We start from the raw sequence: 25155 nt of genomic DNA, 5'->3' as shown, positions 1-25155 counted from the left end.
CAGAAAACACAAGCGATTCACCGCTATGCACGGCAATCGGCTGTTCGCAGACGGCGAACTCAGAGCACACGAGGTGAGCAATGGACAAAACAATGATGAATGGCCGTGATCATACTGGACACGGCTGGTTGGTGGAATTTCGCCAACAGATGACTGATGCCGGTATCAGTCAAACGCAACTTGCGGCGCAATTAGGCATGACGCGCTCCTATGTCAATCGGCTGTTAAATGGGCGCGCTGCACTGACAGAAGAAATGCAACGACGCCTAGGCCACGCGCTCCTTGGCCTGACCAATCGTGATTCGATGTTTATCTTAGTCGATTACGTGCGGGTGCGGTTCAATACGCAAGACGCCGAGTATGTGTTCAAGAAGCTGTTTCCAATGAACAGGGACTTCTTCTCCTTAACTGAAAAGGCATTTTATGGGTTCGACTACACGATTCAGCGTGGCGATATTTCAATCATGAGTACCCGCGTGGGCGGCCCGAATGCCTATCTGGGAACAATGATTGAGATGCACGGCTCTGGTTGCCGTCAACTAGAGGCGGTACTTGTCCGAGATGGGCTGACTTGGTTCGACTTTTTTCAGGCCTGCGATGACCTAACTGGGATCTACAAACGGGTTGACTTCGCCATCAATGATACCGTCGGGATTATCGACATTCCCCACCTGATTCAAAAAGTCGAAAAAGAAGAACTAGTGAGCTTGTTCAAGAGTAAAGGCGCAATCGAAACCATTAAGAAAGGCCGCGTCGGAAAAACCGTTCAATTCGGTTCACCGCAAAGTTTGGTGCAAATGATTGGCTATCAAAAGGACATCGAGCAATATTTCAAAAACAAAATCGACTATCCAGAGGATTCTCCAATCCTCAACCGGTTTGAAGTCCGACTTCGCGACCAGCGTGCTCAAAAAGCCATGAAGGAACTGCTGGCCTGCAAAGACGCCGAAACGGTCGTCTTCGGGATCATCAACCATTACTTGCGGGTCGTAACGCCACAAGGCTCAAAGAAATTAGCCGATTGTCCACTAGATCCAGACTGGCAAACTTTTATCGGCGATAACCGTAATCGCTTGAAACTAGCAATGCGGCCAGAACCAATCACGATGGACAGCGTGCTGAACTGGCTGACCAAGCAAGTCGCGCCCAGTCTGAAAATGGTTCAGCAAGTCGATTCACTCAATGGTACTGACATGATCGCGGATATGATTAACGAGGCTGAATTATCGCCGCAACAGAAGACGTTACTCAAGGAGGTATTTGAACAAGCGCAACATGAAGACGAAAAAAAACAAAGCAACGAATGGACGTGATTGCACGCACCCGATACTTTGCCCTAGACAAGCCAAGTATATCATGGTCAACGACCAAAGCAAGCGTGCCTTCAATTATTTGGAGGTATGAAATGAGCATTACCCAAGCACCTAATGGCACCTATGCTGTCAGTGTCTCGTTTGGCACTGATCCCGTCACCGGCAGGCGCCGCCGCAAAAAGAAACAAGGCATTCATTCAATGGCGGCTGCCCGCGAAGTTGAAAAGGAGATGATGCGCACTAGCGTCGACCGACTGTTCAATCAAGAAACAGTCACCTTCGACGAGTTATTCGAGCGGTACGTGAACCGCGTTAAGATCCATATTAAGCCGTCCTACTTGCAGTCACAACGCGCCGTGTACAAGCGCTATATCCAGACATTCTTCGTCAATGCCGATATTAAGCGCCTGACTAGCGAGCATATACGCGACTTTCAAGAATGGCTCACCGAAGAACGCGATTTGAGCAACAACACCAACAACAAGACCTTGATTGAGTTGAAGCTGATTCTCGACGTTGCCGTTGAGGAGAAAGTGATTGTCGAAAATCCTTGTATTGGCGTAAAGAAGCTCAAAATCGAACGCAAGAAAATGGAATTCTACACGCCTGATGAATTTCACGCGTTTACCGAGCTGATTCACCTGCCAGAGGAATTCGACTGGTATGTGTTGTTCTCACTACTGTTCTTCTCTGGCCTGCGGGTCGGCGAACTTTGCGCGCTAGACTGGTCGGATCTCGACTTCAAACGCAAAGAGCTGACTGTCAGCAAATCTGTGTTCCGACGCGGCGGCGTGGATATCATTACGCCACCAAAGTCTAAGGCCAGCAACCGCCGCATCAGCCTCAACCAAGGCATGATCGCCTTGCTTCTGCAATGGCGTGAACAGCAACAGGAACTGTTTAAGCACGACTTAGGCCTTGACTGGAGCGAAGATACGCCGATGTTCCAAGCAACGCTGATACGCCGCAACAAGCACACGATCCGCATGCGCTACAAACGTATCTGCAAGCGTGATCCCACGATGAAGCAGATTCGGATTCACGATTTCCGGCACTCACACGTCGCCTTGCTGATTGATCAAGAAACAGAGTACACGATCATAAAGGAACGACTGGGGCATGCCAGCATCGTCACAACGATTGACACTTACGGGCATCTTTTCCCCAACAAGCAACGCGAAACAGCTGATGCCCTCGATAAATTCTTCTAAGAGAAAGGTTTGAGCACATGAAATTCCGAACACGTTTGCCGCCAAGAACGGCGGTCTGATTTTTCGAACTGGTACTGCACTGGTACTGGAAGGCCGATTTCGACCCAAACAAGCGTTTGAAAGCAACAAAAAACCGCAACCCCGAAAGGTCGCGGAACGCTGATATATCAACGTTTATGAAGGAGAGTACGAGATTCGAACTCGTGCGCCGGTATTAGCCGGTTCGACGGATTTCGAGTCCGTTGCATTACCACTCTGCCAACTCTCCATAACAACGAGTTCTAGTATAGCAAATAATTAGGTTTTTGCAAAGGAAACTTTAACAACGCCCGGGATGTCGGTATACTAACACTATTAACTCTTTAAAGGACGTGTGAACGTGAAACTGTCACTCATCAAACTGCCTGCATTGTTTGGGGTTTTATACGCACTCTTCACCGCGATCATATTGATCGTTGCCACGATTTACGCCGTTACTAAAGGCTTCTCAACCGAACAAGTCGGGGCGACGTTAATGAATTGGGAACCGCATTGGTGGTATCTGAGCATCATCGGTGGGCTATTGCACCTCATCAGTTTCATCCGGTCCAAGAGTCCTCGGTTGCTCATCAGCAACACCGTGGGGATCTGCCTTTTCATCGGCTATGCGCTTGTTCCAAATTACAGCTTGATCCTGCTGATCGTGCATCTGATCGTGATCGCCACGATCACCAAGACGCAGCTGAAGTCGGACAAACCAGTTGTTAGTGAGGTGTCGTGATGGCGTGGTTTAAGCGTAAGAAAGACGACGACGATGAACTGACAAGCAAGAACTATGATTTTGCCAGCATGGTCAAGTCTGCCCGCGAAAGCGATCCAAGTCGTTTCAAGCAGGTGCAGGCGGCTTTTAAGAAAAACCGCCAGGCCAAAAAGCAGAAGAAGAATTCGAAATAGTGATTAGCCAGCGCAATGCTGGTTTTTTGTTTGCACGGAATGTGGGTTGATGAAACGGTTTATAAGGAAAAAATGATTCATTCATACGGAATTTAATTGAATAATTTTCGCCCATAATCATGAGGTGATTCCCAATAACCATTGGGCTGTCCGTCATCAATTAACGGCTAATCCTTATAATAGGTAGTTTCTTGCTTTACAGAAAGATTGTGAAATAATATTTTAGTTGAATGCCCGTGCGACGATGCGCATTTGACGACGAATATATTTTTTCACAAATGGACCAATCAGTGCTATGCTATGATTATGATGAATACTGAAAGAGCAAAAATGACAGCTGGAGAATCTTACCAAGAGTTTGACCCAGAGCTGATCGCCCGGCGGAAACTGGTGCGGGCAGCGCTGATCAAGATCAATCAGCTTGACGACAATGATCAACGTAACGCGCAGATTAAGGCGTTGCTTGCCGATGTCGGGTCAGATTTCTTCGCTGAGGCGGGGATCGAATTCGATTATGGATTCAACATTCATATCGGCGAGCATTTTTATGCCAATTACCACCTCACGCTTCTCGACACTTGTCCGATCACAATCGGCACCCATTGTTATGTTGGTCCCGATGTGGGCTTCTACACGCCGGTGCACCCGCTGGCGTCACGCTTGCGTGATGCCGACGTGGAGCTGGGCAAGCCGATCACCGTTGGCGACAGCGTGTGGATCGGCGGGCACGTGACGATCTTACCAGGGGTGACGATCGGCGACCGTGTGGTTGTCGGTGCCGGTTCGGTAGTAACCAAGTCGTTTCCATCTGATGTTGTGATCGCCGGGAATCCGGCGCGAGTCATTCGCCAACTCGATGCTCATGGGGATGTGATGACTGATAAATAGAATTAAGATCAGACTATCCGCTCTGAATCGGTAGTCTGGTGATCGTGATGCCACCGAAGCGTCTGGGTTCAACCAGATGGCGACGGCGACAATCAATCTTGTTACCGCAGGCACTACAGACGGCGTCAACGACCCGTTGCCTGGCAGGGATGGCATCACGATGACGGTCGACGGGAACTAGGAGCATTTTTATTTTAAACAGGCAAAATATTAATAAACGACTATTCATTCCGACGGTGGCATTATTCTTGATCGTTTCAGCCGCGTTGTTACTCGGTGGTAACACCCTCAAGACGTTGCTGGTAGGCATGATGGCCGGCATTACCGCGCACTTCAGCTGGTTGTATCTAGGCATCTACATCATCAACTTCGTGTTCTTCTTGGGCTTGGCCTGCAGCCACTTGGGCAAGATCAAGCTCGGTGATCCTGATGATAAGCCGCTGTACAGCAACTTCCAGTGGGGGAGCATGGTGTTTGCCACAGCGATCGACGCCAGCATCTTGATGCTGAGCATGACCGATCCGCTGCGTTACGTGCAACAACCGTTGTTTGGCGCCAAAGCCATGTCCGCGCAGAACTATCAAAACGCCCACATGCTCGGCCAATTCGATTGGGGTCCCATGGCCTGGATGATGTTTGCCTCTGCGGCGGTCATCATCGGGTACATGATGTTCGTTAAGCACGTCCACGTGATGGCACTGAGCGACGCGATGCCGCTGTTACAGGGCAAAAGTCGCACCAAGCGGTCATTGCGCTTGATCGTTAACTTTTTGGTTGTCTTTGGCATCATGGGCGGCATCGGTTCGTCGGTCGGCATGGAGATTCCCGTGTTGGCCAGGATCATCGCCCAGATCACGAACGTGCCAGATACTATCTGGTTGAAGCTCGCGATGTTTGTGGTGTTGCTGGTGATTTTTGCACTGACCATGGTGCAAGGACTCAAAGGCGGCATCGATCGTCTCAGTTCCGCCCATATCTGGACGGCGATCGGCTTTTTAGTCATCGTGTTGATGGTCGGCCCGACCGGTTCGATCATCCGTTCTGAGATGCACAGCCTGGGTGATTTGGTCACTCACTTTGCAGCCATGAGTACCGGCTTGACGACAGGTGGCAGCGGCATCGATCCAGTTAAGTCCGAAACGGTCTTTTACTGGGGCTGGTGGCTGACCTACATGCCGTTCATGGGCTTGTTCATCGCACGGATCTCTAAGGGCCGCACGATTCGCCAGGTCATCTTCGGAATGCTGGGCTTCGGGGCACTTGGGTGCATGAGCTTTTATGCGATCCTGGGCGGCTATTCTCTGGCACTGCAACAAAGCGGTGCGGTGGATCTGATCCACACGCTGAATACCCAAGGTCAGGCCGCAACGATCGCCCAGATTTTGGCGACCTTGCCATTCAAGTACGTCATGTTGGTGATTTACGCGGTTTGCTGTTTCATTTTCTTGGCAACAACGGTATCGTCATCAGCGTATATCGTTTCGGCGTTTACGTCGACGCGCTTGAAGGCGACCCAGCAGCCGAGTCTGCTCAATCGCATGGTCTGGATGGGGATCTTCATGTTGTTCGCGTTTGGCATTGTGTTTGTCGGCGGGTTCGACACGGTGCAAGCCATCTGTTCGGTCGCGGGCTTCCCACTGATCTTCGTCTCAGGTTTGCTGATCTTCTCGACGTGGAAACTGTTGATCAAAGATCGCAGTGTTGCGCCTGCACCAGCACCTGCCAAGATCAAGCGGCATGTTCCGGCTGTTTTGCCGGTGGTGCATGACTCGTTGCATAACTAAACTAAAAAGAGCTGCGGCTAATATTGGTTAGCTGCCATCACAAACACCGGTGTTTCGCCATCCACTTTTCTGGAGGCGTGGCACCGGTGTTTGTGTTTGCGGTCACAGCGGTCGTGAGATCGAATTATTCGTCAATAAAATGACAATCTATGAATGCAGGCGTCGTCTTAAGGATCCCAATGACACGAGTAAATGGCACAAAAGGTTAATCTAGCGCGATTGGTAGCGCTTTTAAAATAACGTCTGGTATTTAAATATTCATTATAATTTATGTTGATTATAAGATTTTTAAGCGTTATACTAATTGCATGAGTTAATGATACTGATAGGGGGATACTTATATGTTGAATGAAGACTACATCCAAACCGTGAATATCGCACTCGAACGTTTACTCGTTTATGAAACCGTGTTCAAAGAATATGGACTGACCTGCCACAAACTCGAGATCGGGAACTGTTTGGCTACGGAAAGCTTCTCGCAACTCCATGACTACTTTAGCCGCAACGTCTTGCGCTTCAACCGTTTTGTTTCCGACTGCAGTAAGATCCAGGCGCCAAAAGGCTACACAACGTTCAACCGGACATTCATTTATTGTCTGGAACAAACGCAACACGCCGTTTCGATGATGCTGATGGCGATCGAAGACTCAGGGGTCAACCACCCGCTGTACGATCGCGGCGTCAAGATGCAAGAACAAGCGCGTGCAGAACTCGATGCTGCTTTTGCCACCATCGATGCCAAAGCCATTTAATCCATAACGATCCAAGCCGTATCGACCCCCTCAGGTTGATCCCCAAAAGCGGCCCGGATACACCAAAACCGGCAAGACTCATCATCGGAGTCCTGCCGGTTTTTTGCGGTGTTTAATTGGCTGGTTGATTCAGGTACCCGGCGTCTAGCAGCCGAGCGATGACGCGGTAAAGCAACTCTTCGCTGAAGTCGCGGGTTTCTGTCAGCTGGTGTTCAGCTTCGAGTGCGAGATCGGCATCTGGGTTGGCCGCGTGCCAAGCTTCCAAACGAGCTTGGATCTGCGGTTCCGTGTAATGCTCGCTCATCATTTCGTCGGTGGTGGCGCTGATAAGTTGGCGTAACTTGATGTCCAAAATGATTCACCTCCGTTCTTGTCAGTGGATAGTTTTATGAGAAAAGGTGCAGGTCCTTAAAACGAGCACACAGGCTGGCACCGTATGTGATTCAGGCAACTAAGGGATAGCTTACAGCAAATTGTATAATAATTGTCATGATTGGCGAATATATTTGTGCTAAGCGGGCGCGGCTGAGTGTGAATATTTCCCTATATATCAGTAATCCTACAAGATGTAACAACGTATGGAAAGCCTACCTCATTTCTAGTATGATGGATAGATGGAAACTGATTGGCAACAATGGGCGCAAAGCGCGGCAACGCCAGCGCTAGCCCAGGCGCTTTTAGGCGCAGAACTGATGGTAGATGGCTGTGGCGGGTTGATTGTGGAAACCGAGGCGTATCTTGGCGCTAGCGACCAAGCCGCACATGCGTACCAAAATCATCAAACGCGGCGTAATCAGGCGCTGTGGGCGCCACCCAGCACGATCTATGTGTATCAAATGCGCCAATATTGCTTGTTGAATCTCAACGTGCAGGCGCAAGGGGTCCCGGAATGTATCTTGATCCGGGCGTTGGAGCCGACGCGCGGGTTGGTCACAATGACCCAGCGCCGCCACCGAGAGGGGGTGGCGATCGCCAATGGTCCGGGCAAACTGTGCCAGGCGCTGGCGTTGACCTTGGCGGATAACGGCATGCCACTTGGTCGCGGTCGCGTCGCTCTCAGACTCAACGCCGCCTTACCGCAGACGATCGCCTGCGGCCCGCGTGTTGGTGTGCCCAACAAAGGTGAGTGGACGACCGCACCATTGCGTTATTGGGTCGCGCACAATCCGTATGTCTCAGGAATTTCACGGCGTGCAGTTGATCTGCACCAGAAAGGATGGCAACATGCCACAAACGAACATGCTTGATTACATCGGCGATAAAATGGACGCCTTGGATTTTGACGGGGACTTGGATCTCAATTGGGATAAGCAGGCCCATGTGCTTGAAGTTGAGATGACGATGTATGTCGATGCCGCAGATGGCTACGAAGTCGAAGACCAAGACGGCCAAGAGATTAAGTCTGGCGGCGAGGTCGATTATGCCGACGCGATCTTGTTTTACGATTCGACGCGGGTCAAAGGCGAAGACTATGCCGACAACTACCTGGCAATTTTTGGCTTCTCCGGTAGAAAAGGGATTGAACAGGCCAAAGTCGATGCCCTGTTCGTCTACATGCAAGACCTGCTTGATGACGGGCAAAGCGACCTGTTTGATTTTGTTGATGGCACCAGTGATGCGGAAACCTTCGAACTGAACTTCGATCAGGCCAAATACGACGCGGCCTATGCGGCACAACCGGCGGCTGCCAAGCAGAACTTTTTACCGTATCCGAAATATTAGGAGGGTCAAAATGGATGATTGGATCGCACTCACGATCGATACCAGCACCGAAGCGGTCGAAGCGGTTGCCAATTTCATGATGGAAGCCGGCGCGGCTGGCGTCGCAATCGACGACAGCGCCGACTACCGCCGGACCGTTATCACCAAGACCGGCGAGTGGCTGGATCCGGATAGCATCCCCCATCGCCAAAGCGGTGCCGGGGTGACGGGCTATTTTGCCCCGCACACGCACCTGGGCGAATTGAAGCAGACGCTTGCCGCGCGGGTCGCCCAGCTGCCAAGCTTTGGCCTGGCCAAAGGGACCGGCGAGATTAGCGTCGACGATATCGCCCAGGCCAACTGGGCCAACCAGTGGAAGCAGTATTACCATCCCTTGCGCATCACGCGCTATCTGACGGTGGTGCCCGACTGGTTGGATTACACCCCGCAACAAGTTGGCGAGGTGATCGTGCGCTTGGATCCAGAGATGGCCTTTGGCACAGGATCGCATCCCACAACTGCCTTGATGCTACAGATGCTAGAAACGATTATTCGCGGCGGTGAATCGATGATCGACGTCGGCACTGGCAGTGGGATTTTGGCCATCGCCGCCCGGCAACTTGGGGTGGCAGACATCCTGGCGACCGACGTCGATGAGATTGCCGTGGCTAATGCCGAGGCTAATCTCGCGTTGAACCCTGTCGATCATATTCGCGTGATTGCCAACGATTTGCTCAGCGGGATCGATCAACAAGCAGATATCATCTGCGCCAACATCCTCGCAGAGGTGTTGTTGCCGCTGATTCCTCAGTTGCCAGCGCGGCTGAGGGCACAAGGCGTGGTCTTGTTGTCGGGGATTTACTACGATAAAGAGCAGGCGATCGTGGCAGCTTTGGAACAAGTTGGCTTGACCGTCGTGGCTTCGCGCCATTCAGGCGACTGGGTGGGGCTGGCCGCCAAGGTGGTGACGCCATGAATCGGTTCTTCACGAAGCAACCGTTGCAATCAGGCAGTACCGTCACCTTAGAGTCCACGATTCAAAAACACGCCATCAAGGTGTTGCGGATGGCTGAAGGCGCGAACCTGGAAGTCGTTGACACCGCCGGGCATGCGTTTGTCGCCGAGGTCTTGGCGACGGCACCCCTGCAAGTGCAAGTCGGGGCAGCAATCACCAAACGCGTCGAGCTACCGGTGGCCGTGACGCTGGTTTGTGGCGTCGGCAAAGGCGACAAGGCAGATTGGATCGTGCAAAAAGCCACCGAGCTTGGCGCGACGACCATCTTGTTTGCCAACACTCAGTGGGGAACCGCGCGCTGGCACGACGACAAAGTCGCCAAGAAAATCGCGAAGCTCCAGGCCATTGCGACCGGTGCGGCGGAGCAAAGCCACCGGAATTTTGTGCCGACAGTCGGTTTCACGCGGCTGAACGACTTGACCTTGGAGGAGGGTCAAGTTGGTTTGGTTGCTTATGAAGAAGCGGCTAAACATGGTGAAGCCGCGCAGCTCGTCAAGACCATTGCCCAGCATCCTAAGCGTTTGGTTGCGGTTTTTGGTCCTGAAGGGGGCTTGAGTCCAGACGAAGTGTCCAAGCTTGGCATGAAGGGATTCGTCACAGCTGGGTTGGGGCCGCGGATCATGCGTACGGAAACGGCACCACTATACTTACTTAGCGCTATCAGTGCTTTGTTAGAATTACAGGAGATCTAATCACATGCAAAAATTGCTCGCTTGGTCTAAGTCTAACGCCGGAATCATCATCTATGGCGACGTTATCCTCACCTTGATCATGCCATGGATCATCAAGCTCGTCGGCGGCTCTATCGCGCTACGTGTCGGGTTGTTGTTCATCGTGATCAACGGTTTATGGTCGTTGTGGGTGGGGCGTTTGATGCGCAAAGCCCACCTGCCGTGGTGGTATAGTCTGGCAATGCCAGTGTTGTTTGGCCTAATGGTGTTCTTGCGGTTTGCCAAATATAATTATTGGTTCTTGCCGATCTATTGGGTTTTAACCATGTTAAGCTGGTCGCAAAAGGAATAACGCGGTATCATCTGAGTTGAATCAATGTTAAGAATCACTCGGTCGCTGCAGCTTTGCGCCGGTGACCGCGTCTGAGGAGGAGCATTATGGCAGAAGAAATTGAACTGACCCAAGATCAGGTGCTGAATATGTGCAAGGCGTACATGAGCCCTGAGCACGTGGCGTTCGTGAAAAAGGCGTATGACTTTGCGGCTTACGTTCATCACGATCAGCGTCGCAAGTCTGGCGAACCTTATATCATCCATCCCATTCAAGTTGCCGGGATCTTGGCCGACCTCAAGATGGATCCGGTGACGGTCGCCAGCGGTTATTTGCATGACGTTGTTGAAGATACAAACATCACTTTGGGCGATATCCAAGAGGTTTTTGGCAAAGAAACCGCCGTGATCGTCGATGGCCTCACTAAACTGTCGAAGGTGACCTATGTCGCCCACAAAGACGAACTGGCTGAAAACCACCGCAAGATGTTGCTGGCGATGGCCAAAGACATGCGTGTGATCCTGGTCAAGCTCGCGGATCGCTTACACAACATGCGGACGTTGATGCATCTGCGGCCGGACAAGCAGCGGCGGATCGCTAACGAAACGTTGGAGATCTACGCCCCGCTTGCAGATCGTTTAGGGATCAGCGCGATCAAGTGGGAGTTGGAAGACCTCAGTCTGCGCTACTTGAACCCGCAACAATATTATCGGATCGCCCAGCTAATGAAATCCAAGCGAGGCGAGCGAGAAGCCTATATTCAAGGCGCGATCAAAGAGATCAATGCGGCGCTGGCCGACCTCAACATGCATTACGAGATCTACGGACGTCCGAAGCACATCTATTCGATCTACAAGAAGATGCGCGACAAGCACAAGCAGTTCGATGAACTGTACGATTTGTTGGCGGTGCGTGTCATCACCCAGACGATCAAAGACTGTTACGCGGTGCTCGGGGCCATTCATACCAAGTGGAAGCCGATGCCTGGGCGGTTCAAAGACTATATTGCGATGCCAAAAGCCAACATGTACCAAAGTCTGCATACAACGGTCATCGGGCCCAAAGGCAAGCCGCTGGAAGTTCAGATCCGTACTGAGGAAATGCACCACGTCGCCGAATATGGTGTCGCGGCGCACTGGGCTTACAAGGAAGGCCAGACGCAAGAGGTCCACTACGACAAGTCCGGCAAGAAACTAGACATGTTCCGCGAGATTTTGGAGTTACAAGACGAATCCGACGACGCCAACGACTTCATGGAATCGGTCAAAGGCGACATTTTCTCCGACCGTGTCTATGTCTTCACGCCGCGCGGCGATGTTTTTGAGCTACCAAAAGGCGCCGGGCCGCTAGATTTTGCCTACTTGGTGCACACTGATGTTGGGAATAAGACCGTCGGCGCCAAGGTCAACGGCAAGATCGTGCCGCTGAACTATCAGCTCAAAAACGGCGACATCGTCGAAGTACTCACTAGTGCTGGCTCCAAACCGAGCCGCGACTGGGTCAACTTGGTCTTCACCTCAAGGGCTCGCAACAAGATCCGGCGCTACTTCAAGCAGGAAGACAAGGAAGTCAACGCCGTCAAAGGGCGCGATATGCTTGAACGGCAGTTACTGGACACCGGCTATGCTCCGAAGGACTTTTTCGCACCTAAGCCCGCCATGGCAGAACTCTTACAGCGGCTGAACTTCAACCATGAAGACGAGCTGATGAGCGCGATCGGGTATGGGGAATACACCCCGAAGATCATCGCCAACCGCCTGACGGAAAAAGTCCGCCGGCAAAAGGAAAAGGCTGACCAGGCCGCCAAAGAAAAAGCGATCCTCGACGCCCACCAGAAAGTCACCACCGTCAACCGCGACAAGCCGACACAAAAGCCGACTTCGCGGACGCAAGAAGGCATCGTGATCGAAGGCGTCGATAATCTGCTGGTCCATCTCGCCAAGTGCTGTAACCCGGTTCCCGGCGACCCGATCGTCGGTTATGTGACCAAGGGCCGTGGCGTGACGATCCACCGCACCGACTGCCCGAACGTCGCCGCGGATTCTGAGATGGCCGGGCGTTTGATCGATGTCAGCTGGCAGAATCTCAACGATCAAAGCCAGCTCTTCGACACCGACCTGGAGATTTATGGCTACAACCGTTCCGGCTTGTTGAACGACGTCTTGCAGACGCTCAACGCCCAAACCAAGAACTTGAACAACGTCATCGGCCGTGTCGACCACGATAAGATGGCCGACATCCACGTCACCGTCGGGATCCGCAACCTGGCGCATCTCGACCGGATGATGGATGCCATCAAGAACATCCCCGATATTTACGAGGTCAAGCGGACGCAAGGCTAGCCCTTCTTAACAAACAAAACACCACTTTACCAGCAATCACTGCCGGTAAAGTGGTGTTTTGTTTTCAGCATTAACCGAGATGTTCCTTGAAGAAGCCATCGATCTTTTCAAAAGGAATGATCGCGGTTTTGTCGTAAAGATCCATGTGGTGCGCGCCAGGCACGATGTACAGTTCTTTAGGTTCTTTGGCTTGCGCATAAACTTGTTCTGGGATCACCTTGAGCGGGGCGTGTTCTGCTGCAATCAGCAGGATCGGCCGCGGGCTGATCCAGTCCAGGTGCGTCAACATCGGGAAATTCATCAAAGGCAGGTAACTGGTTGCGGTGATCTGGGTGGTATCTAAAGGGTGGTAGGCTCGCGGAGTCCGATAATATTCGTAAAGATCCCATGTTTCTGGGTCCACCTGGGCCTTTTCTAACTGCACCGGGGCAAAAGGGGCGCCTAAAGCCGGATGGTCGCCTGCAAAATCTAAGTTCCGTTGCGCCGCCAGGTCGGCTAACATCGCCTGTCGCTGCGTCGGATCAAAACTGCTGAAGTCGGAAGGGTTATACATGCTGACGGTGGCGACGGCCTTGATCCGGGTGTCGACTTGCGCGGCACTTAGAAAATAACCGCCGCTGGCACAAACCCCGAGGGCGCCAATTTTTTCAGCGGCGACGTAAGGTAGCGTGCTGAGATAATCGACGGCGGCGCTGACGTCTTCCACGTAGATTTCAGGTGAATCGAGGTTGCGCGGCGAGCCGCCGCTGTAGCCTGTGAACGAATAATCAAAGGCGATGGCCACAAACCCGCGTTTTGCTAATTCATTGGCGTAGATGCCCGAGGTTTGTTCTTTGACTGTGGTGTTTGGTCCGCCGAGAACTAATGCCTGGTGTTGCGTGGTCAAATCTAAATCTCGGCGCGTGTAGAGATCGGCCGAGATTTTGATGCCATACCGGTTGTGGTATTGGACTGGCGTGCGTTTAACCTCTGGATCCAGCTTAAAAATGTAATTCCCATATTCTGCCATCATGTGACCTCCTAAAATGTGCTTGTGTTATCAGTGGTACTAAGCTAACATAGCACCTAAAGTGCACTTTAGGTCAAGGAGATGATGATAGTGGCTTTAAGCATTGGCAAAGTCGCCAAACAATTAAACTTACCGATTTCGGCGATTCGGTATTACGACAGCGCGGGATTGATCCCAGGATTAGAACGCAACGCTGCGGGCAAGCGGCTGTTCAACCAAGATAACGTTTTGATGCTAGAAACGGTTAACTGTCTGCGCGAAACCGGCATGCCGATCAGAGACATCAAGCATTATGCGGATCTGGTGCGTGAAGGCCCAGCAACGCATGACGCACGCTACCAGCTGCTCCAAGCGCAGCAAGCAAAAGTGCAACATGACGTGGAGGCGCTCCGGAAGAACATGGCGTATATTGGTGATAAATTAAGGTATTATGCCCAACATCCGGAAGTATGATGCAAAAGGCTATCGTTGTAGTGGATGCACAACAGGTTTTGACGATATTCGGTTAAACCAACAATCGGCGCGTGTTCAAACCAACAATAATGACCAAAATCTCACGTTGAGTCTGATAAAACCGCGTGTTACGCTAGTTGTATTGATTTTCTTACCGGAAGACGGGCGAGTGGCCACGGGTGTTGGCTGAAATAGCGGAATGTTTTGCGCTTGTTGAGATTAGGTTCGAGACAGACGCATTATTCGTTTAGAGGATGAATAGGAGAAATTATGCGAGCAGTTATTCAACGGGTCAGCAAGGCGCAGGTCACCATCGACGGTGCCGTGCATGGTGCGATCAAGCAAGGGTTCATGGTTTTATTAGGCGTCGGTCCCGATGACGACCAACAAGATGTCGATTACCTCGTCCATAAGATCAGCAAGTTACGTGTGTTTTCGGATGCCCAAGGGAAAATGAATTTGGATATTCACCAGATCAATGGTAGTATTTTATCGATCTCCCAGTTCACGCTGTATGCCAGCACCACGCACGGCAATCGCCCGAGTTTTATCGCCGCTGCGGGGCCAGAGCTGGGTGAGCGGTTGTACCTGCAGTTTAACCAGGCGTTAGAAGCAACAGGGCTGACGGTTGCCACCGGTGTTTTTGGCGCTGATATGCAGGTGGCATTGGTGAACGATGGACCGGTCACGATCATCATCGATTCTAAGGATAAATAGGAGAACAACTAGAGTGATTACCAACGCGATCTGGGACCTTGACGGGACCTTATACGATACTTACCCAGGCATTTTGAAAGCATTACATGAGACGTTGTTGAGCATCGACGTCAAGATCGACCAAGACGAGCTTTACAAGATCATCAAACACGGCTCTGTGACGGAAACCGCGCTGCGCTTTGCCCGCCAGCAAGGTTTAGTCGAAGCTGAGGTCTTGGCGGAATACCACCGGCGCGAGGCGCTCGAGGTCATGAAGGCGACCCCGTATCCGCAAACTGCCGCCGTGCTCAAGGCGGTCAAAGACGCCGGCGGCAACAACTTGTTGATGACGCACCGTGATGACAAGGCCTGGACCTTGCTTGCTCGCAACGGGTTGGACACGCTGTTTCTAGGCGGCGTCACTAGTGATCTGCACCTGGCACGCAAGCCCAAGCCTGACGCGGTGCTGTATCTTGTTGATCGCTTCCAGCTGAACCCCGAGCGCACCGCGATGATCGGCGATCGCCGCCTCGACGTGATCGCCGGGCAAGCCGCCGGGGTCCAAGGGGTGTATTTCAACATCGACAAGCTCAACGACGCGCCGATGGCCGACCACCAAATCGAAGAATTACTGGACATCGTGCCGTTGCTTGGCAAGTAAGCCATTTTCCAAAACAACACCCCTGTTTCGCAAATCGCGAAGCAGGGGTGTTTGGTGTCTAGTCGTCGCCGTAGGAGAATTCGCGGCGATCGATCGTGCCGCTGTCTAAGAACCAATAGTGATGCCAATCGCCGCGCAAAGCTGTGAACGGCACCGGTTCTTTGCCGGCGGCTTGGACTTTTTCAATCAGATAGTTCCGTAAGATCCAAGGGTCGTTTAACGATTGTTGCGTCAGATTCAACAGGTGTTCGAGCTTGGTGAGGCTGATGTGCAGATCTGAGGCGACCTGTTGCTTGGTTAGGCCGCTGAGTTTCAGGTTGGCGTCGAATTCAGCGATGGTGTCAGCGATTTGTTGTGGATTTAATGACATGGTGATAACCTCCTTTAGTCGAGATGGAAAATGCGTTCGGCGTTGCCGTGAGTGAACGCATCGAGTTGCGCTGGGGTCAGCGTCGTCTGGTCGAGGAACGTGCGACCGTTGGCAGGTTGCTTGTAAGGATAGTCGAGCGAATACAGCAGATGATCGCTGCCAACTTCGGCCAACAAGAAGTTCAGTTGCGGTTGGCTCAAGATCCCGCTAGGCGTGATGTAGACGTTTTGCCGGTAATAAGTTGAAAATGGCTTGTCCAAGCCGGCATAGGCATCAAGCTCGTCGTCTAAGCGTTCCAAAAACATCGGGACCAGTTCGCCCCAGTGGCCCGAAACCAACTTCAGGTTTGGCAGCTTGTCGAAGATCCCGGAAAGGATCATGCGCATGACTTGGATGCCGACATCCATGTGCCAGCCGTAGCCGGCGGTGCCAAAAATCCCAGAGACGACATCGAACCACTGGTCGCTTTCAAAATAATGCTGGGTAATCACCGGTGGCACAAACGACGGGTGGAAGTATACCGGCACGTCTAATTCGCTGGCGGCGGTAAAAATCGGCAGGAAGAAGGGGTCATCGAAAAACTTGCCTTGATAATTACCTTTGAGCAACACACCGTGGCAATGGCATTTGGCAACGGCGCGATGCAACTCTTTCGCCGCGGCCTCGGGATCACCGACAGGTAACACGGCCAAGGCCGCAAAGTGTTTCGGGTCGGCTTCGACAACTCGGCTCAGCTCGTCGTTGGCCAGGCGGCACAGGTCGACGGAGACGTTAGGATCGAGATTCTGCGGCGACGCGTTGCCATAAGACAACAGCTGCATGTCGACGTCATAGCGATCCATGAAGGCCAGACGTTCTTGGGTGACGTCTTGCATGATCGCCGGGCTCGGTAGTTTGGTTTGCATGTACGTCAGCATCTCAGGACTGACTTTGGGCCTGCTGGCGGTATTGGCGAGTTTGGCCATTGCTTGGGTGACAGCAGCGGATTCATAATGTTCTTCTACGGTAATGATTTTCATGTTGAGCACTTCCTTTGACTGGTGTTTTTCACTGACAACTCGTATTATAGGTAAAACAGCGGGACAAGAAAGGAAGTTACGCGACATATCTACCACCGATGTCGCATAGGCCATGGCTAAAGCATTTTTAAACGAACCATTCCATATCGATCAGCGCAAACATCGCTCCCATGTCAGACTCTACACGGCGCTGGTGAAGCAGTATCAAGCCGGCAGCGACTTTGCTGACATTGAAGTGAAGGCGCTTTGTGAGCGCGCCGGAGTGTCGCGGGCGACGTTTTACCGACATCATCAGCAATTGGCAGACGTGATTGTGGTGCAAATGTTGATCGTGATTGCAGATTTTGAACGGCAAGTCGACGCCTTGACTCAGGTCGACTTCACCACCACCAGCGCGATCGTCGTCGCCGAGATCCAAGCCAACCTGGAGTTGATGCGGCTGGTGACATGGAGCGCAAGTGAGGCGCGCATTCAAGATTTGTTTAGTGGCACCACGCAGAAAATCTTGATCTTGCGCGACTATCCACCCGCGCATCGCCGTTTCGTGGCGGATTTTTTAGGTGGGGCGGTGTTAAATTTTGCCCGTCTGCTGGCCACGACGCCGGTGAGCGACACCGAAGCGTTGATGCTTTATCGTGAGTTGTTTCCCCACACCTTGCTCGAACAGGCGGATGCCTGATTCAAAAACGCCGTATCAGGGATTGCCCTTGATACGGCGTTGTCGTGAGATCGTTAGTCGACGATCACATAAGATTTGATGGCTTGGCGCTGGTCCATCGCCTGATAAGCGGCGTCGATGTCGTCGAGCTTGAAGGTCTTAGTGAAGACCTTGCCAGGATTGATCTCGCCATCTAAGACGGCTTTGAGCAACAGCTGCTTGTCGTAAGTCGTGACCGATGCCGGGCCTCCGGCAATCGTGATGTTGCGGAAAAAGACCGGCGTCAGATCCATCTTCGGGTTGTGGGGAACCCCGACGCGGCCAACAAAAGCGCCAGGCCGGCCGACCTTAACGGCGGTGTCAACGGATTGTTCGGTCCCGACACATTCTAACACGGCATCTGCGCCGTCACCGTTAGTCAACGCCATCACCTTGGCGACCCCGGCATCGCCGCGTTCAGCGATGATGTCTGTTGCACCGAATTTGCGGGCGAGCGCCTGGCGGTCTTCGTGGCGGCTCATCGCGATGATGCGCTTGGCACCGCGCATTTTCGCGGCGATGACGCCGCACAGCCCGACGGCACCATCGCCGACGACGACAACGGTGTCACCGGCTTGAACGTGGGCAACGCGAGCGGAATGGTAGCCGGTTGCCATGACGTCTGCCAACGCCAGCAGCGATTTCAGCATGCTTTCACTGTAGTCTTCGGGCTTGCCAGGGATCTTGATCAGCGACCACTCGCCATGCTGGTAGCGCATGTATTCGGCCTGGGCGCCGTTGCTGAAGTTGTCTTTGTGGTTGAGACAACCACCTTCAAAACCGGCACGGCAGGCCGCGCAATGGCCGCAGCCGTGGGTGAAAGGGGCGATGACAAAATCACCGGGTACCAGTGTGGTGATTGCGTCGCCGACACTTTCCACGATCCCGATCGCTTCATGACCGGAGTTTTGAGAGTGTTCAGGCGTCTGGTCTAAGCCGCGATAGCCCCACAAATCAGAGCCGCAGACGCAAGCGCGCACGACGCGGATGATCACGTCATCTGGGGCTTGGATCGTCGGCTTGGCAACCTGTTCGATCGCGACTTGGCCGGGTTTAACAAAAATCGTATTTTTCATGATAGTCCCTCCATTACTGACTCTATTATGGCCAATTGATTTCGCAATGACCAATACTTATTTCAAAGTGTCTGGTATACCTTCGAGGCATGACTGATTCGTGTTAATCAACAGTGTTTGGCGTGCAAAGCCAACTCTTTGCAATCGGTTTCAGCTCATGTGAAACTTTAATCAGGCGTTGGGTAGGGGTATCTATTGACCGGTCCTCCAAATATCCCTTGTTTCGCCAGCACACCAGTGAGACCAGCCGCAGCTTTCTGATCCTAGTCGGAATGCCTCTTTAAGTGTGCGTCACCGCCAAAACTCCCGTAAGTAAAAAATCATAGCCGAAACTGCTTATTTGAGTGACACATAAACCTTGAGTTGCGTTGCGAGGACGTAGCGCGAATTTGGTGTACCCGGCTGATTTTTTTGTGATGGTTGACTGACGACAAAGCGCCTGCAAAATCCAACCGGATTTTGCAGGCGCTTTTGTCGTCTAGTGTCGGTGTTGTGTGACCAGGCGTTTGAGTGACGGAGCCAAGCCGTAGTCTGTCACGATTTTGCCTTGATGATTGTGCTTGTCCGACACGATCTTCACCACCGCGCCGGCGCCTTCAGCCACAGGGCGGACGAAGGGGTTTTGCATGTGGTCGTTGAGATCGGTGGAAACGCCGCCTGGCATGATGCCGAAGATCTCGACGGGAATGTGTTGACGCTTGAAGCTCAGCGCAAACATTTTGATCATCTGTTCCAATGCTGCCTTGCTGGTGATGTAGCTAAAAGGATGCCAGAAGCGGCTGGGCTTGGTTGGAATCGTCATGTTGGCGATCCGGCCGTGATTCCGCGCCAAGATTTCGGTGAACGCCTTGATCATGGCAAAACTGCCAACCACGTTCACATTTAGGGTTGCTTTCAAGTCGGCAACCTTGGTGGCGAGCGGTTCTGCCTTCATGTCACCGGCGATGCCGGCGTTGTTGACGAGCAGCTGCAGTTGGGGATATTTCTGTGCGACTTCGATTGCTGCGGCATGCACCGTCGTCAGATCATCAAGATCGATCCGCAGCCAATGGGCGTTGGTGCCTTCAGCCTGCAGCCGTTGCACAGCCGCCAAGCCGCGCTGTTGGTTGCGCGCGCCGACCAGGACTTGCCAGCCTTTGCGGCCTAGCTGCCGGGCAACTTCAAACCCGATGCCTTTATTGGCGCCGGTGATCAATACTGTGTTTGCCATCTGTTTGCCTCCGTGAACTTACTTCTGTTATCTATTCTAACATGATGCCAAGGCCAGGTTTGACTAAAACAGCGCCGCGTCACATCCAGATTGGGATGCAACTCGGCGCTGTTTGCTGGCTGAATTACTGATGGTTGCCTGCTGCAAAATAGTTATTCAAGCCGGCAACGACATCTGCGGCGACTTGTTGCTGATAAGCTGGTGAACTGATCAGGTTGAAGTCTTTATCGGAGTTGATGTAGCCCATCTCCAGCAACACCGCTGGCTGATCGTTGTCACGCAAGACTTCGTAGTTGCCATAGGCGGTACCGCGGTTGTTCAGGCTTAGGCTGCTGCCCAAGGACTTGTCCAGGGCCGTTGCCAGCGGCTTGTCTTTGGTGGCGTTGTAGTAGTAGCTGGTGAAGCCGCTAGCCGTGTTCGCGTTCGGGGTCGAGTCAAAATGGAAGGAGATGAACGCGTCGGCGTGGACCTTTTTGGCGACGACCGGTCGCGGCGCGAGATCGACGAAAGTGTCGGTGCTGCGCGTGTAAACGACTTTAGCTCCGGCCGCTTCTAGCTTGGCGCCGACCGCCTTGGCAGTTGCCAGCGTGTAGGTCTTTTCATATTTGCCGTTGGTCGATTCGGCACCGACGTCAGAACCGCCATGACCTGGGTCCAAGACGATGGTCGCTTCAGAAAGTTTTGTGGCGATCTTGCTGGTCGGCGCGCCTGGCATGGACAAGATCCAACTGGCAATGTAGCCGGTTTTGTTGTCTGCGGTGCGGACGTGATACCAATCGCCGCTTTGGCTTAACACGGTGACTTTGGCGCCTTTGGCAATGCGTTCGACGACGGCGGCGTTCAAGCCGGCGACCTGACGAACGTTGGCGGCAAGGGTCGTGGTCGCCGTCAGCGTCGGCGTGGTGGGTTTAGACGTTGCAATCGAAGTCTGGGTCGCGGCAACACTGGTGGTGGCACCGGTGAACTGCACCAAGCTGGAAGAGATCCAAGCAGCAGTGTTGTTGTATAAGATCTGGCTCCAATCACCGGTTTGGTACAGCACGTTGATGTTTGAACCGGAAGGCAGCGTGCCCAGTTGCTTGGCATCGTTGGATGCGTATTGGCGGACGTTGGCGTTGGAAGTTAACCGGGCGACCTTGGCGGCGTTGGTGGACGCGGCGTCTTCATGCACGAGCCAGCTGGCGACCCAGCCGATACGGTTGCCGGCTAGGCGGACCTGATACCATGAGTTTTGCTTCTTCAAGATGGTCAAGGCACCGCCTTTTTGGACCTGACCCATGGTGCGGTAGCCGAGGCCAGGACCGAGACGGACGTTGACGACGCTGGCGGTGACCGTTAACGTCGAATTATTGGCCATTACGACCGTGGTCGCCGCGCTGACAGCGATCAGCAGCGCACAAATCATCACCAGCGGACCGCGGGGGATTTTTTTAAGTTTGAACATCATCATCATTCCTTGCATAAGTAGCGTTGACTATTGGGAATTTAAAGCGCGGTCTAACAACGCGCACTATCATTAACATTGTACCCGCATTCACTCACCCAGGCAATTGCCTGAGACCCATTGTGAGTCAATTTAGGAATAATAATTCTTCAAGATTTGCTTGCACGGCGAGATATCAAGGTTGAAGGCGCAACCAGGCGTGGCAACTGCGACGCTATCGTTGGGGGTGGATTCATGGTAAAATCAACTCAACGTAGCAGACCAAATAACAGGGAGGTTGGCTTATGTCAGTGGCTCAAGGACACCCGGCGTGGTGGTTGATCGCGATCGGGGTGGTGGTCGTGATCGGCGTCTTGTACCTGTTGATGACGCTAGTTGGTGTCCCGTTGTTGGCGCTGGTGAACAGGCTGTTTTCTGCGAGTGAAAACAACACGGCAGAATCTGAGCAAAGCTATTTGCTGGGAACGGTGACGCTGACAATCGCCGCAAACAAGTTGGGCGAAGTGATGGTCGTCGGCAACGGCCGGGCGCGCCAGACGTATCCGGCACGCAGCTATGACGCTGATGCCGTGATCACGCAAGGCACCAGCGTGGTCGTCATCAAGATGAGCGCTGGCGTCGCCTACGTACAACCTGTTAAGATGCCTGAGCGTCAAAGCGAGTAAGAATTTGAATTGTCAATAGGAGGAAAATTTATGAATGGGTTAATTATCGCAGGCGTCGTTGCCGTTGTGGTGGTATTGTTCATCTTGTTTTTAATCACGCACCGCAAGACGGCGTTGCCTAACGAAGTGCTGATCATCTCCGGGGCGATGATCGGTGGCAAGCATACATATGCGGATACCAACGGCAACAAGGTGAAGTTGATCACCAACGGTGGGGCGTTCATTTTACCAATCGTCCAGCGCTGGGATTCGTTGAGCCTCAACACCCGCACGATCGACGTGGCGACGCCGGAGGTTTACACCAAAGCCGGCGTGCCGATCAAAGTCAACGGCACCGTCATCTTGAAGATCGGGTCGTCGCTGGAAGAAATCGCGACCGCGGCGGAACAGTTCTTAGGCAAAAAAGATGAGCAGATCAACCACGAAGCCACAGAAATCTTGGAAGGGCATCTGCGGGCCATTTTAGGCACGTTGACCGTCGAAGATACATATCAAAATCGCGATGCCTTCGCGGAACAGGTCCAACAAGTCGCGTCGTCAGACCTGGCGAAGATGGGCTTGCAGATCGTGTCATTCACGATCAAAGACATCGCAGATTCCAACGGCTACCTCGACAGCCTGGGTAAAAAGCAGATCGCAGAAGTGAAAAAAGACGCCGCGATCGCAGAGGCGGAAGCGGAAAAAGAACGCCGGATCAAGCAGGCGGAAGCCGATCAGCTCGCGCAAGAAGAAGAGATCAAGCGCCAGACGCAAGTCGCCAACTCCAAGCGCGAACAGCAAGTCCAGATTGCGGAATACACCAAGGAACAAGAAATCGCCAAGGCGCGGGCTGACCAAGAAGCCATCGCCGAACAGATGAAGGCCAAGCAGGTGCAAAAGGAAAAAGATATCGAGCTGGCTCAAAAAGATGCAGATCTGCAAGAAATGACCTTGAACGCGACTGTCCGCAAACAGGCCGATGCAGATCTTTATCAAGCGCGCCAACAAGCCGAAGCCAACAAAGCCACCGCAATCGCCAACGCCCAAGCGCAGGCGGAACAGGTGCGCCTGCAGGCCGAGGCTCAAGCCGCGCAGGTCAAAGTCGCCGCTGATGCGCAAGCCCACCAAGTGGAGGTCCAAGGTCAAGCGGAAGCCAACGCCACGACCTTGACCGGGGAAGCGCAAGCCGCCAAGACCCGCGCGATCGGGCTGGCAGACGCGGAAGCCACCGAGAAGAAGGCGGCCGCATTAGCGAAGATGAACGAATCTGGGAAGTTGCAGATGCTATTAGATGTCTTGCCCCAACTGTTCGCCGCTAACGCCGAAGCGTACAAGAACGTCGAACACCTCACGCTTTATGGCCAAGGCGATCTCACCGGCCAAAGCGTTGAAAACATGGCCAAGCAACTGGATCAACTCCACACGATGACCGGGATCGATGTCGCAGACATTTTGAACAGCACTATCGCCACCAAGGCCGGCGTCAAAGACGTCGCTGAGGCTGTCGAAGAAAAGTAACCGCAAGAGGCTGCAATCGCAGCCTCTTTTTAGGAGAGAAACATGCGAATCATGCGAAAGTATTGGTGGCTGATCGCGCTGATGATTGGTTTGATCGGCGGCACGCAGCAGGTGCAGGCTTCAGAAAACCGGTATGTCTACGATCACGCTGACGTGTTGTCACCGGCGACAGAGAAAAAAATCGAAACGATCAACACCCGCGATTTTGCCAAGTTGCCTGGGCACCCGGTGCTCGCGGTAGAAATCTACAAGCGGATCCCTGGCAACGAAGACACTGCCGACTACAAGGTCAAGCGCTTTGAGCAACTTGGCATCGGCCGGCAAGATTGGGACAACGGGCTGTATTTTGTCATGGCGACGCAAACGCATAAATACGGGTTTGCCACCGGCTACGGGCTGGAAAGCGCCTTACCGGATGCCGAAGCAGACAACATCGTGACGCCTCACGTCAAAACGCAGTTGCGCGCCGGCAATTACGATACGGCTGTTTCTGCGATTGTAGGCAACATTCGGCACCGACTGATCGCCAACAAAAGCAACATCATGACCCCGGCTGATATCAAAGCCAAACAAGCGGCCCACCGGCGCAATGTGATGCTGATGTGGCTCATTGCGGTCGTGATCGTGCTGATTCCGATTTTTCTGGTTTGGCGCCACAAGCGCCGGCGAAAACGCCTTTTACAGGCCTTCACCGGTGGCATTGGGGCAAACTTGCCGTTGTATCTGGCCATGACCCCAGGCCGACGGAAACAATATCGCCGAAACTTGGCCGCGCCGTGGTTTGCGGCAATGCCCAAAGACCTTGAGGCGTGGGTGCGCCGAGACTTCATGGCGTACGTCCGCGCCAACTTGGCAGACTTGGTTGCCGGTGCCAAACCGACGGCTCCAGAGCCACTGTTCGTGTATGGCATGGTGGCTGAAGAAGACTTGCGTGATTACGACGAGGCCGGCCTCCAAGCACCAACGCTGGCAGCTTATTTGACCGTGATCGAGTCGACGGTTGCGCTCGCCGTTGATCCGCTGCGCCAGTACCTGAAGGCGTTTGGCGAGTGGGCCAAACACGTGTCACTCACGAATCAGCAGGCCGTCTGGGCAGAATTTGCAGCAAACGTCAGTCCGGCAGACGCTACCAAGCTCGCCAAGCCAGAGGCACAACAACTGGTGTTCGCCACGATCTTGGCGTACCTCAATGGCCAAGACGTCAGTGACACCGACTGGGCGTTGATGCCGATGTGGGTCCAAAGCGGATACGACACGCCGATTTCGACCGACGACCATGATGATTTTGGCTCCGGCGACGGTTTTGGCGGTGGCGACACCGGTGGCGGTGGCTTCGATGGTGGCTGGTAACTGGAGATCAAAAAAACAAGCATCGATAATCGTCAACCCGTTGGGGTTGGTGACTGTCGGTGCTTGT

At 53.1% G+C, this 25155-nt stretch carries 26 protein-coding genes, 1 tRNA gene and 1 pseudogene; 20 read left to right on the top strand and 8 right to left on the bottom strand.

Annotated elements, in window-relative coordinates; translation table 11 throughout:
• Nucleotides 1-80 precede the first annotated feature (80 nt).
• Together ACYVRB_RS00215 and ACYVRB_RS00210 are read left to right on the top strand one after the other, a co-directional pair.
• Nucleotides 81-1313 carry a replication initiation factor domain-containing protein gene (locus ACYVRB_RS00215; protein ID WP_301057634.1) on the top strand — a complete coding sequence of 411 codons (1233 nt, stop codon included), beginning with the start codon at nt 81-83 and terminating at the stop codon, nt 1311-1313.
• A gap of 92 nt (nt 1314-1405) precedes the next feature.
• Entirely contained in the window at nt 1406-2524 is a 1119-nt protein-coding gene (locus ACYVRB_RS00210) for a tyrosine-type recombinase/integrase (RefSeq protein ID WP_461212814.1), read from the top strand.
• 180 nt (nt 2525-2704) lie between these two features.
• On the opposite strand, the gene ACYVRB_RS00205 is transcribed toward ACYVRB_RS00210, so the two are convergent.
• A tRNA-Ser gene (locus ACYVRB_RS00205) sits at nt 2705-2792 on the bottom strand.
• A 111-nt stretch (nt 2793-2903) separates the two neighbouring features.
• Between ACYVRB_RS00205 and ACYVRB_RS00200 the strand changes: the two genes are divergently transcribed.
• The 5 genes from ACYVRB_RS00200 (at nt 2904) to ACYVRB_RS00180 (ending at nt 6881) form a co-directional block, all read left to right on the top strand.
• Complete coding sequence (locus ACYVRB_RS00200; protein WP_461212813.1) at nt 2904-3284, top strand: hypothetical protein; 381 nt, start codon at nt 2904-2906, stop codon at nt 3282-3284.
• Nucleotides 3284-3457: a hypothetical protein gene (locus ACYVRB_RS00195; RefSeq protein WP_461212812.1), complete on the top strand. Its 174-nt coding sequence runs from the start codon at nt 3284-3286 to the stop codon at nt 3455-3457. Before ACYVRB_RS00200 ends, ACYVRB_RS00195 begins: the two co-directional genes overlap by 1 nt.
• A gap of 306 nt (nt 3458-3763) precedes the next feature.
• A complete protein-coding gene (locus ACYVRB_RS00190; RefSeq protein WP_461213026.1) occupies nt 3764-4345 on the top strand; it encodes a sugar O-acetyltransferase in 582 nt (193 codons plus the stop codon).
• Between the two features lie 236 nt (nt 4346-4581).
• Nucleotides 4582-6129 (top strand): BCCT family transporter, encoded by a 1548-nt coding sequence (locus tag ACYVRB_RS00185; protein WP_461212811.1) that lies wholly within the window; start codon nt 4582-4584, stop codon nt 6127-6129.
• A 341-nt stretch (nt 6130-6470) separates the two neighbouring features.
• Nucleotides 6471-6881: a hypothetical protein gene (locus ACYVRB_RS00180; protein WP_461212810.1), complete on the top strand. Its 411-nt coding sequence runs from the start codon at nt 6471-6473 to the stop codon at nt 6879-6881.
• A 112-nt stretch (nt 6882-6993) separates the two neighbouring features.
• Here the strand turns inward: ACYVRB_RS00180 and ACYVRB_RS00175 are convergent, their stop codons facing one another.
• Entirely contained in the window at nt 6994-7233 is a 240-nt protein-coding gene (locus ACYVRB_RS00175; protein WP_461212809.1) for a hypothetical protein, read from the bottom strand.
• A gap of 262 nt (nt 7234-7495) precedes the next feature.
• On the opposite strand from ACYVRB_RS00175, the gene ACYVRB_RS00170 reads away from it, so the two are divergent.
• The 6 genes from ACYVRB_RS00170 (at nt 7496) to ACYVRB_RS00145 (ending at nt 12941) form a co-directional block, all read left to right on the top strand.
• The gene (locus ACYVRB_RS00170) at nt 7496-8128 is read left to right on the top strand and encodes a DNA-3-methyladenine glycosylase (RefSeq protein WP_461212808.1); all 633 of its coding nucleotides are present in this window, start codon (nt 7496-7498) and stop codon (nt 8126-8128) included.
• On the top strand, nt 8106-8603 hold the full coding sequence (locus ACYVRB_RS00165; protein WP_461212807.1) for a DUF3013 family protein: 498 nt from the start codon (nt 8106-8108) through the stop codon (nt 8601-8603). The genes ACYVRB_RS00170 and ACYVRB_RS00165 overlap by 23 nt, the downstream gene beginning before the upstream one ends.
• Nucleotides 8604-8613: 10 nt before the next feature.
• On the top strand, nt 8614-9558 hold the full coding sequence (gene prmA, locus ACYVRB_RS00160) for a 50S ribosomal protein L11 methyltransferase (protein WP_461212806.1): 945 nt from the start codon (nt 8614-8616) through the stop codon (nt 9556-9558).
• Entirely contained in the window at nt 9555-10289 is a 735-nt protein-coding gene (locus ACYVRB_RS00155; protein WP_461212805.1) for an RsmE family RNA methyltransferase, read from the top strand. Before prmA ends, ACYVRB_RS00155 begins: the two co-directional genes overlap by 4 nt.
• 4 nt (nt 10290-10293) lie before the next feature.
• Nucleotides 10294-10620: a hypothetical protein gene (locus ACYVRB_RS00150; protein WP_461212804.1), complete on the top strand. Its 327-nt coding sequence runs from the start codon at nt 10294-10296 to the stop codon at nt 10618-10620.
• A gap of 86 nt (nt 10621-10706) precedes the next feature.
• Entirely contained in the window at nt 10707-12941 is a 2235-nt protein-coding gene (locus ACYVRB_RS00145) for a RelA/SpoT family protein (RefSeq protein WP_461212803.1), read from the top strand.
• Nucleotides 12942-13011: 70 nt separating this feature from the next.
• Here ACYVRB_RS00145 and ACYVRB_RS00140 read toward each other — a convergent pair whose 3' ends face one another.
• On the bottom strand, nt 13012-13953 hold the full coding sequence (locus tag ACYVRB_RS00140) for an alpha/beta hydrolase (RefSeq protein ID WP_461212802.1): 942 nt from the start codon (nt 13951-13953) through the stop codon (nt 13012-13014).
• A gap of 87 nt (nt 13954-14040) precedes the next feature.
• Between ACYVRB_RS00140 and ACYVRB_RS00135 the strand changes: the two genes are divergently transcribed.
• From ACYVRB_RS00135 to ACYVRB_RS00125, 3 genes are all read left to right on the top strand, one after another.
• Nucleotides 14041-14403 (top strand): MerR family transcriptional regulator, encoded by a 363-nt coding sequence (locus ACYVRB_RS00135; RefSeq protein ID WP_461212801.1) that lies wholly within the window; start codon nt 14041-14043, stop codon nt 14401-14403.
• A 270-nt stretch (nt 14404-14673) separates the two neighbouring features.
• Nucleotides 14674-15120: a D-aminoacyl-tRNA deacylase gene (gene dtd, locus ACYVRB_RS00130; RefSeq protein WP_461212800.1), complete on the top strand. Its 447-nt coding sequence runs from the start codon at nt 14674-14676 to the stop codon at nt 15118-15120.
• 13 nt (nt 15121-15133) lie between these two features.
• The gene (locus ACYVRB_RS00125; RefSeq protein WP_461212799.1) at nt 15134-15760 is read left to right on the top strand and encodes an HAD hydrolase-like protein; all 627 of its coding nucleotides are present in this window, start codon (nt 15134-15136) and stop codon (nt 15758-15760) included.
• 58 nt (nt 15761-15818) lie between these two features.
• On the opposite strand, the gene ACYVRB_RS00120 is transcribed toward ACYVRB_RS00125, so the two are convergent.
• Complete coding sequence (locus tag ACYVRB_RS00120; protein WP_461212798.1) at nt 15819-16130, bottom strand: DUF2316 family protein; 312 nt, start codon at nt 16128-16130, stop codon at nt 15819-15821.
• 14 nt (nt 16131-16144) lie between these two features.
• On the bottom strand, nt 16145-17149 hold the full coding sequence (locus tag ACYVRB_RS00115; protein WP_461212797.1) for an amidohydrolase family protein: 1005 nt from the start codon (nt 17147-17149) through the stop codon (nt 16145-16147).
• A 112-nt stretch (nt 17150-17261) separates the two neighbouring features.
• Here ACYVRB_RS00115 and ACYVRB_RS00110 point away from each other — a divergent pair, with 112 nt between their 5' ends.
• Nucleotides 17262-17828, top strand: coding sequence for a hypothetical protein (locus ACYVRB_RS00110; RefSeq protein ID WP_461212796.1), 567 nt, complete (start codon nt 17262-17264; stop codon nt 17826-17828).
• 53 nt (nt 17829-17881) lie between these two features.
• On the opposite strand, the gene ACYVRB_RS00105 is transcribed toward ACYVRB_RS00110, so the two are convergent.
• The 3 genes from ACYVRB_RS00105 to ACYVRB_RS00095 form a co-directional block, all read right to left on the bottom strand.
• Nucleotides 17882-18922, bottom strand: a complete 1041-nt coding sequence (locus tag ACYVRB_RS00105; RefSeq protein WP_461212795.1) for a zinc-dependent alcohol dehydrogenase family protein — start codon at nt 18920-18922, stop codon at nt 17882-17884.
• A 478-nt stretch (nt 18923-19400) separates the two neighbouring features.
• The gene (locus tag ACYVRB_RS00100) at nt 19401-20132 is read right to left on the bottom strand and encodes an SDR family NAD(P)-dependent oxidoreductase (RefSeq protein WP_461212794.1); all 732 of its coding nucleotides are present in this window, start codon (nt 20130-20132) and stop codon (nt 19401-19403) included.
• Between the two features lie 124 nt (nt 20133-20256).
• On the bottom strand, nt 20257-21576 hold the full coding sequence (locus ACYVRB_RS00095) for an N-acetylmuramoyl-L-alanine amidase (protein WP_461212793.1): 1320 nt from the start codon (nt 21574-21576) through the stop codon (nt 20257-20259).
• A 284-nt stretch (nt 21577-21860) separates the two neighbouring features.
• On the opposite strand from ACYVRB_RS00095, the gene ACYVRB_RS00090 reads away from it, so the two are divergent.
• The 3 genes and pseudogenes from ACYVRB_RS00090 (at nt 21861) to ACYVRB_RS00080 (ending at nt 25088) form a co-directional block, all read left to right on the top strand.
• Complete coding sequence (locus tag ACYVRB_RS00090; RefSeq protein WP_461212792.1) at nt 21861-22241, top strand: hypothetical protein; 381 nt, start codon at nt 21861-21863, stop codon at nt 22239-22241.
• Nucleotides 22242-22271: 30 nt separating this feature from the next.
• Nucleotides 22272-23735: pseudogene (locus ACYVRB_RS00085) on the top strand (flotillin family protein); the annotation flags it as partial.
• Nucleotides 23736-23780: 45 nt separating this feature from the next.
• Complete coding sequence (locus ACYVRB_RS00080; protein WP_461212791.1) at nt 23781-25088, top strand: TPM domain-containing protein; 1308 nt, start codon at nt 23781-23783, stop codon at nt 25086-25088.
• The last annotated feature ends 67 nt before the right edge of the window (nt 25089-25155 follow it).

The organism is Lacticaseibacillus boliensis (assembly GCF_054784775.1).
This window is presented reverse-complemented; position numbering and strand designations above follow the sequence as displayed.

What these genes read in the sequence shown, in the direction of transcription:
- ACYVRB_RS00215 (WP_301057634.1), top strand. Translation starts at nt 81, where the DNA reads ATGGACAAAACAATGATGAATGGCCGTGATCATACTGGACACGGCTGG.
- ACYVRB_RS00210 (WP_461212814.1), top strand. Translation starts at nt 1,406, where the DNA reads ATGAGCATTACCCAAGCACCTAATGGCACCTATGCTGTCAGTGTCTCG.
- ACYVRB_RS00195 (WP_461212812.1), top strand. Translation starts at nt 3,284, where the DNA reads ATGGCGTGGTTTAAGCGTAAGAAAGACGACGACGATGAACTGACAAGC.
- ACYVRB_RS00190 (WP_461213026.1), top strand. Translation starts at nt 3,764, where the DNA reads ATGATGAATACTGAAAGAGCAAAAATGACAGCTGGAGAATCTTACCAA.
- ACYVRB_RS00180 (WP_461212810.1), top strand. Translation starts at nt 6,471, where the DNA reads ATGTTGAATGAAGACTACATCCAAACCGTGAATATCGCACTCGAACGT.
- ACYVRB_RS00170 (WP_461212808.1), top strand. Translation starts at nt 7,496, where the DNA reads ATGGAAACTGATTGGCAACAATGGGCGCAAAGCGCGGCAACGCCAGCG.
- ACYVRB_RS00165 (WP_461212807.1), top strand. Translation starts at nt 8,106, where the DNA reads ATGCCACAAACGAACATGCTTGATTACATCGGCGATAAAATGGACGCC.
- prmA (WP_461212806.1), top strand. Translation starts at nt 8,614, where the DNA reads ATGGATGATTGGATCGCACTCACGATCGATACCAGCACCGAAGCGGTC.
- ACYVRB_RS00155 (WP_461212805.1), top strand. Translation starts at nt 9,555, where the DNA reads ATGAATCGGTTCTTCACGAAGCAACCGTTGCAATCAGGCAGTACCGTC.
- ACYVRB_RS00150 (WP_461212804.1), top strand. Translation starts at nt 10,294, where the DNA reads ATGCAAAAATTGCTCGCTTGGTCTAAGTCTAACGCCGGAATCATCATC.
- ACYVRB_RS00145 (WP_461212803.1), top strand. Translation starts at nt 10,707, where the DNA reads ATGGCAGAAGAAATTGAACTGACCCAAGATCAGGTGCTGAATATGTGC.
- ACYVRB_RS00140 (WP_461212802.1), bottom strand. Translation starts at nt 13,953, where the DNA reads ATGATGGCAGAATATGGGAATTACATTTTTAAGCTGGATCCAGAGGTT.
- dtd (WP_461212800.1), top strand. Translation starts at nt 14,674, where the DNA reads ATGCGAGCAGTTATTCAACGGGTCAGCAAGGCGCAGGTCACCATCGAC.
- ACYVRB_RS00120 (WP_461212798.1), bottom strand. Translation starts at nt 16,130, where the DNA reads ATGTCATTAAATCCACAACAAATCGCTGACACCATCGCTGAATTCGAC.
- ACYVRB_RS00115 (WP_461212797.1), bottom strand. Translation starts at nt 17,149, where the DNA reads ATGAAAATCATTACCGTAGAAGAACATTATGAATCCGCTGCTGTCACC.
- ACYVRB_RS00110 (WP_461212796.1), top strand. Translation starts at nt 17,262, where the DNA reads ATGGCTAAAGCATTTTTAAACGAACCATTCCATATCGATCAGCGCAAA.
- ACYVRB_RS00105 (WP_461212795.1), bottom strand. Translation starts at nt 18,922, where the DNA reads ATGAAAAATACGATTTTTGTTAAACCCGGCCAAGTCGCGATCGAACAG.
- ACYVRB_RS00100 (WP_461212794.1), bottom strand. Translation starts at nt 20,132, where the DNA reads ATGGCAAACACAGTATTGATCACCGGCGCCAATAAAGGCATCGGGTTT.
- ACYVRB_RS00095 (WP_461212793.1), bottom strand. Translation starts at nt 21,576, where the DNA reads ATGTTCAAACTTAAAAAAATCCCCCGCGGTCCGCTGGTGATGATTTGT.
- ACYVRB_RS00090 (WP_461212792.1), top strand. Translation starts at nt 21,861, where the DNA reads ATGTCAGTGGCTCAAGGACACCCGGCGTGGTGGTTGATCGCGATCGGG.
- ACYVRB_RS00080 (WP_461212791.1), top strand. Translation starts at nt 23,781, where the DNA reads ATGCGAATCATGCGAAAGTATTGGTGGCTGATCGCGCTGATGATTGGT.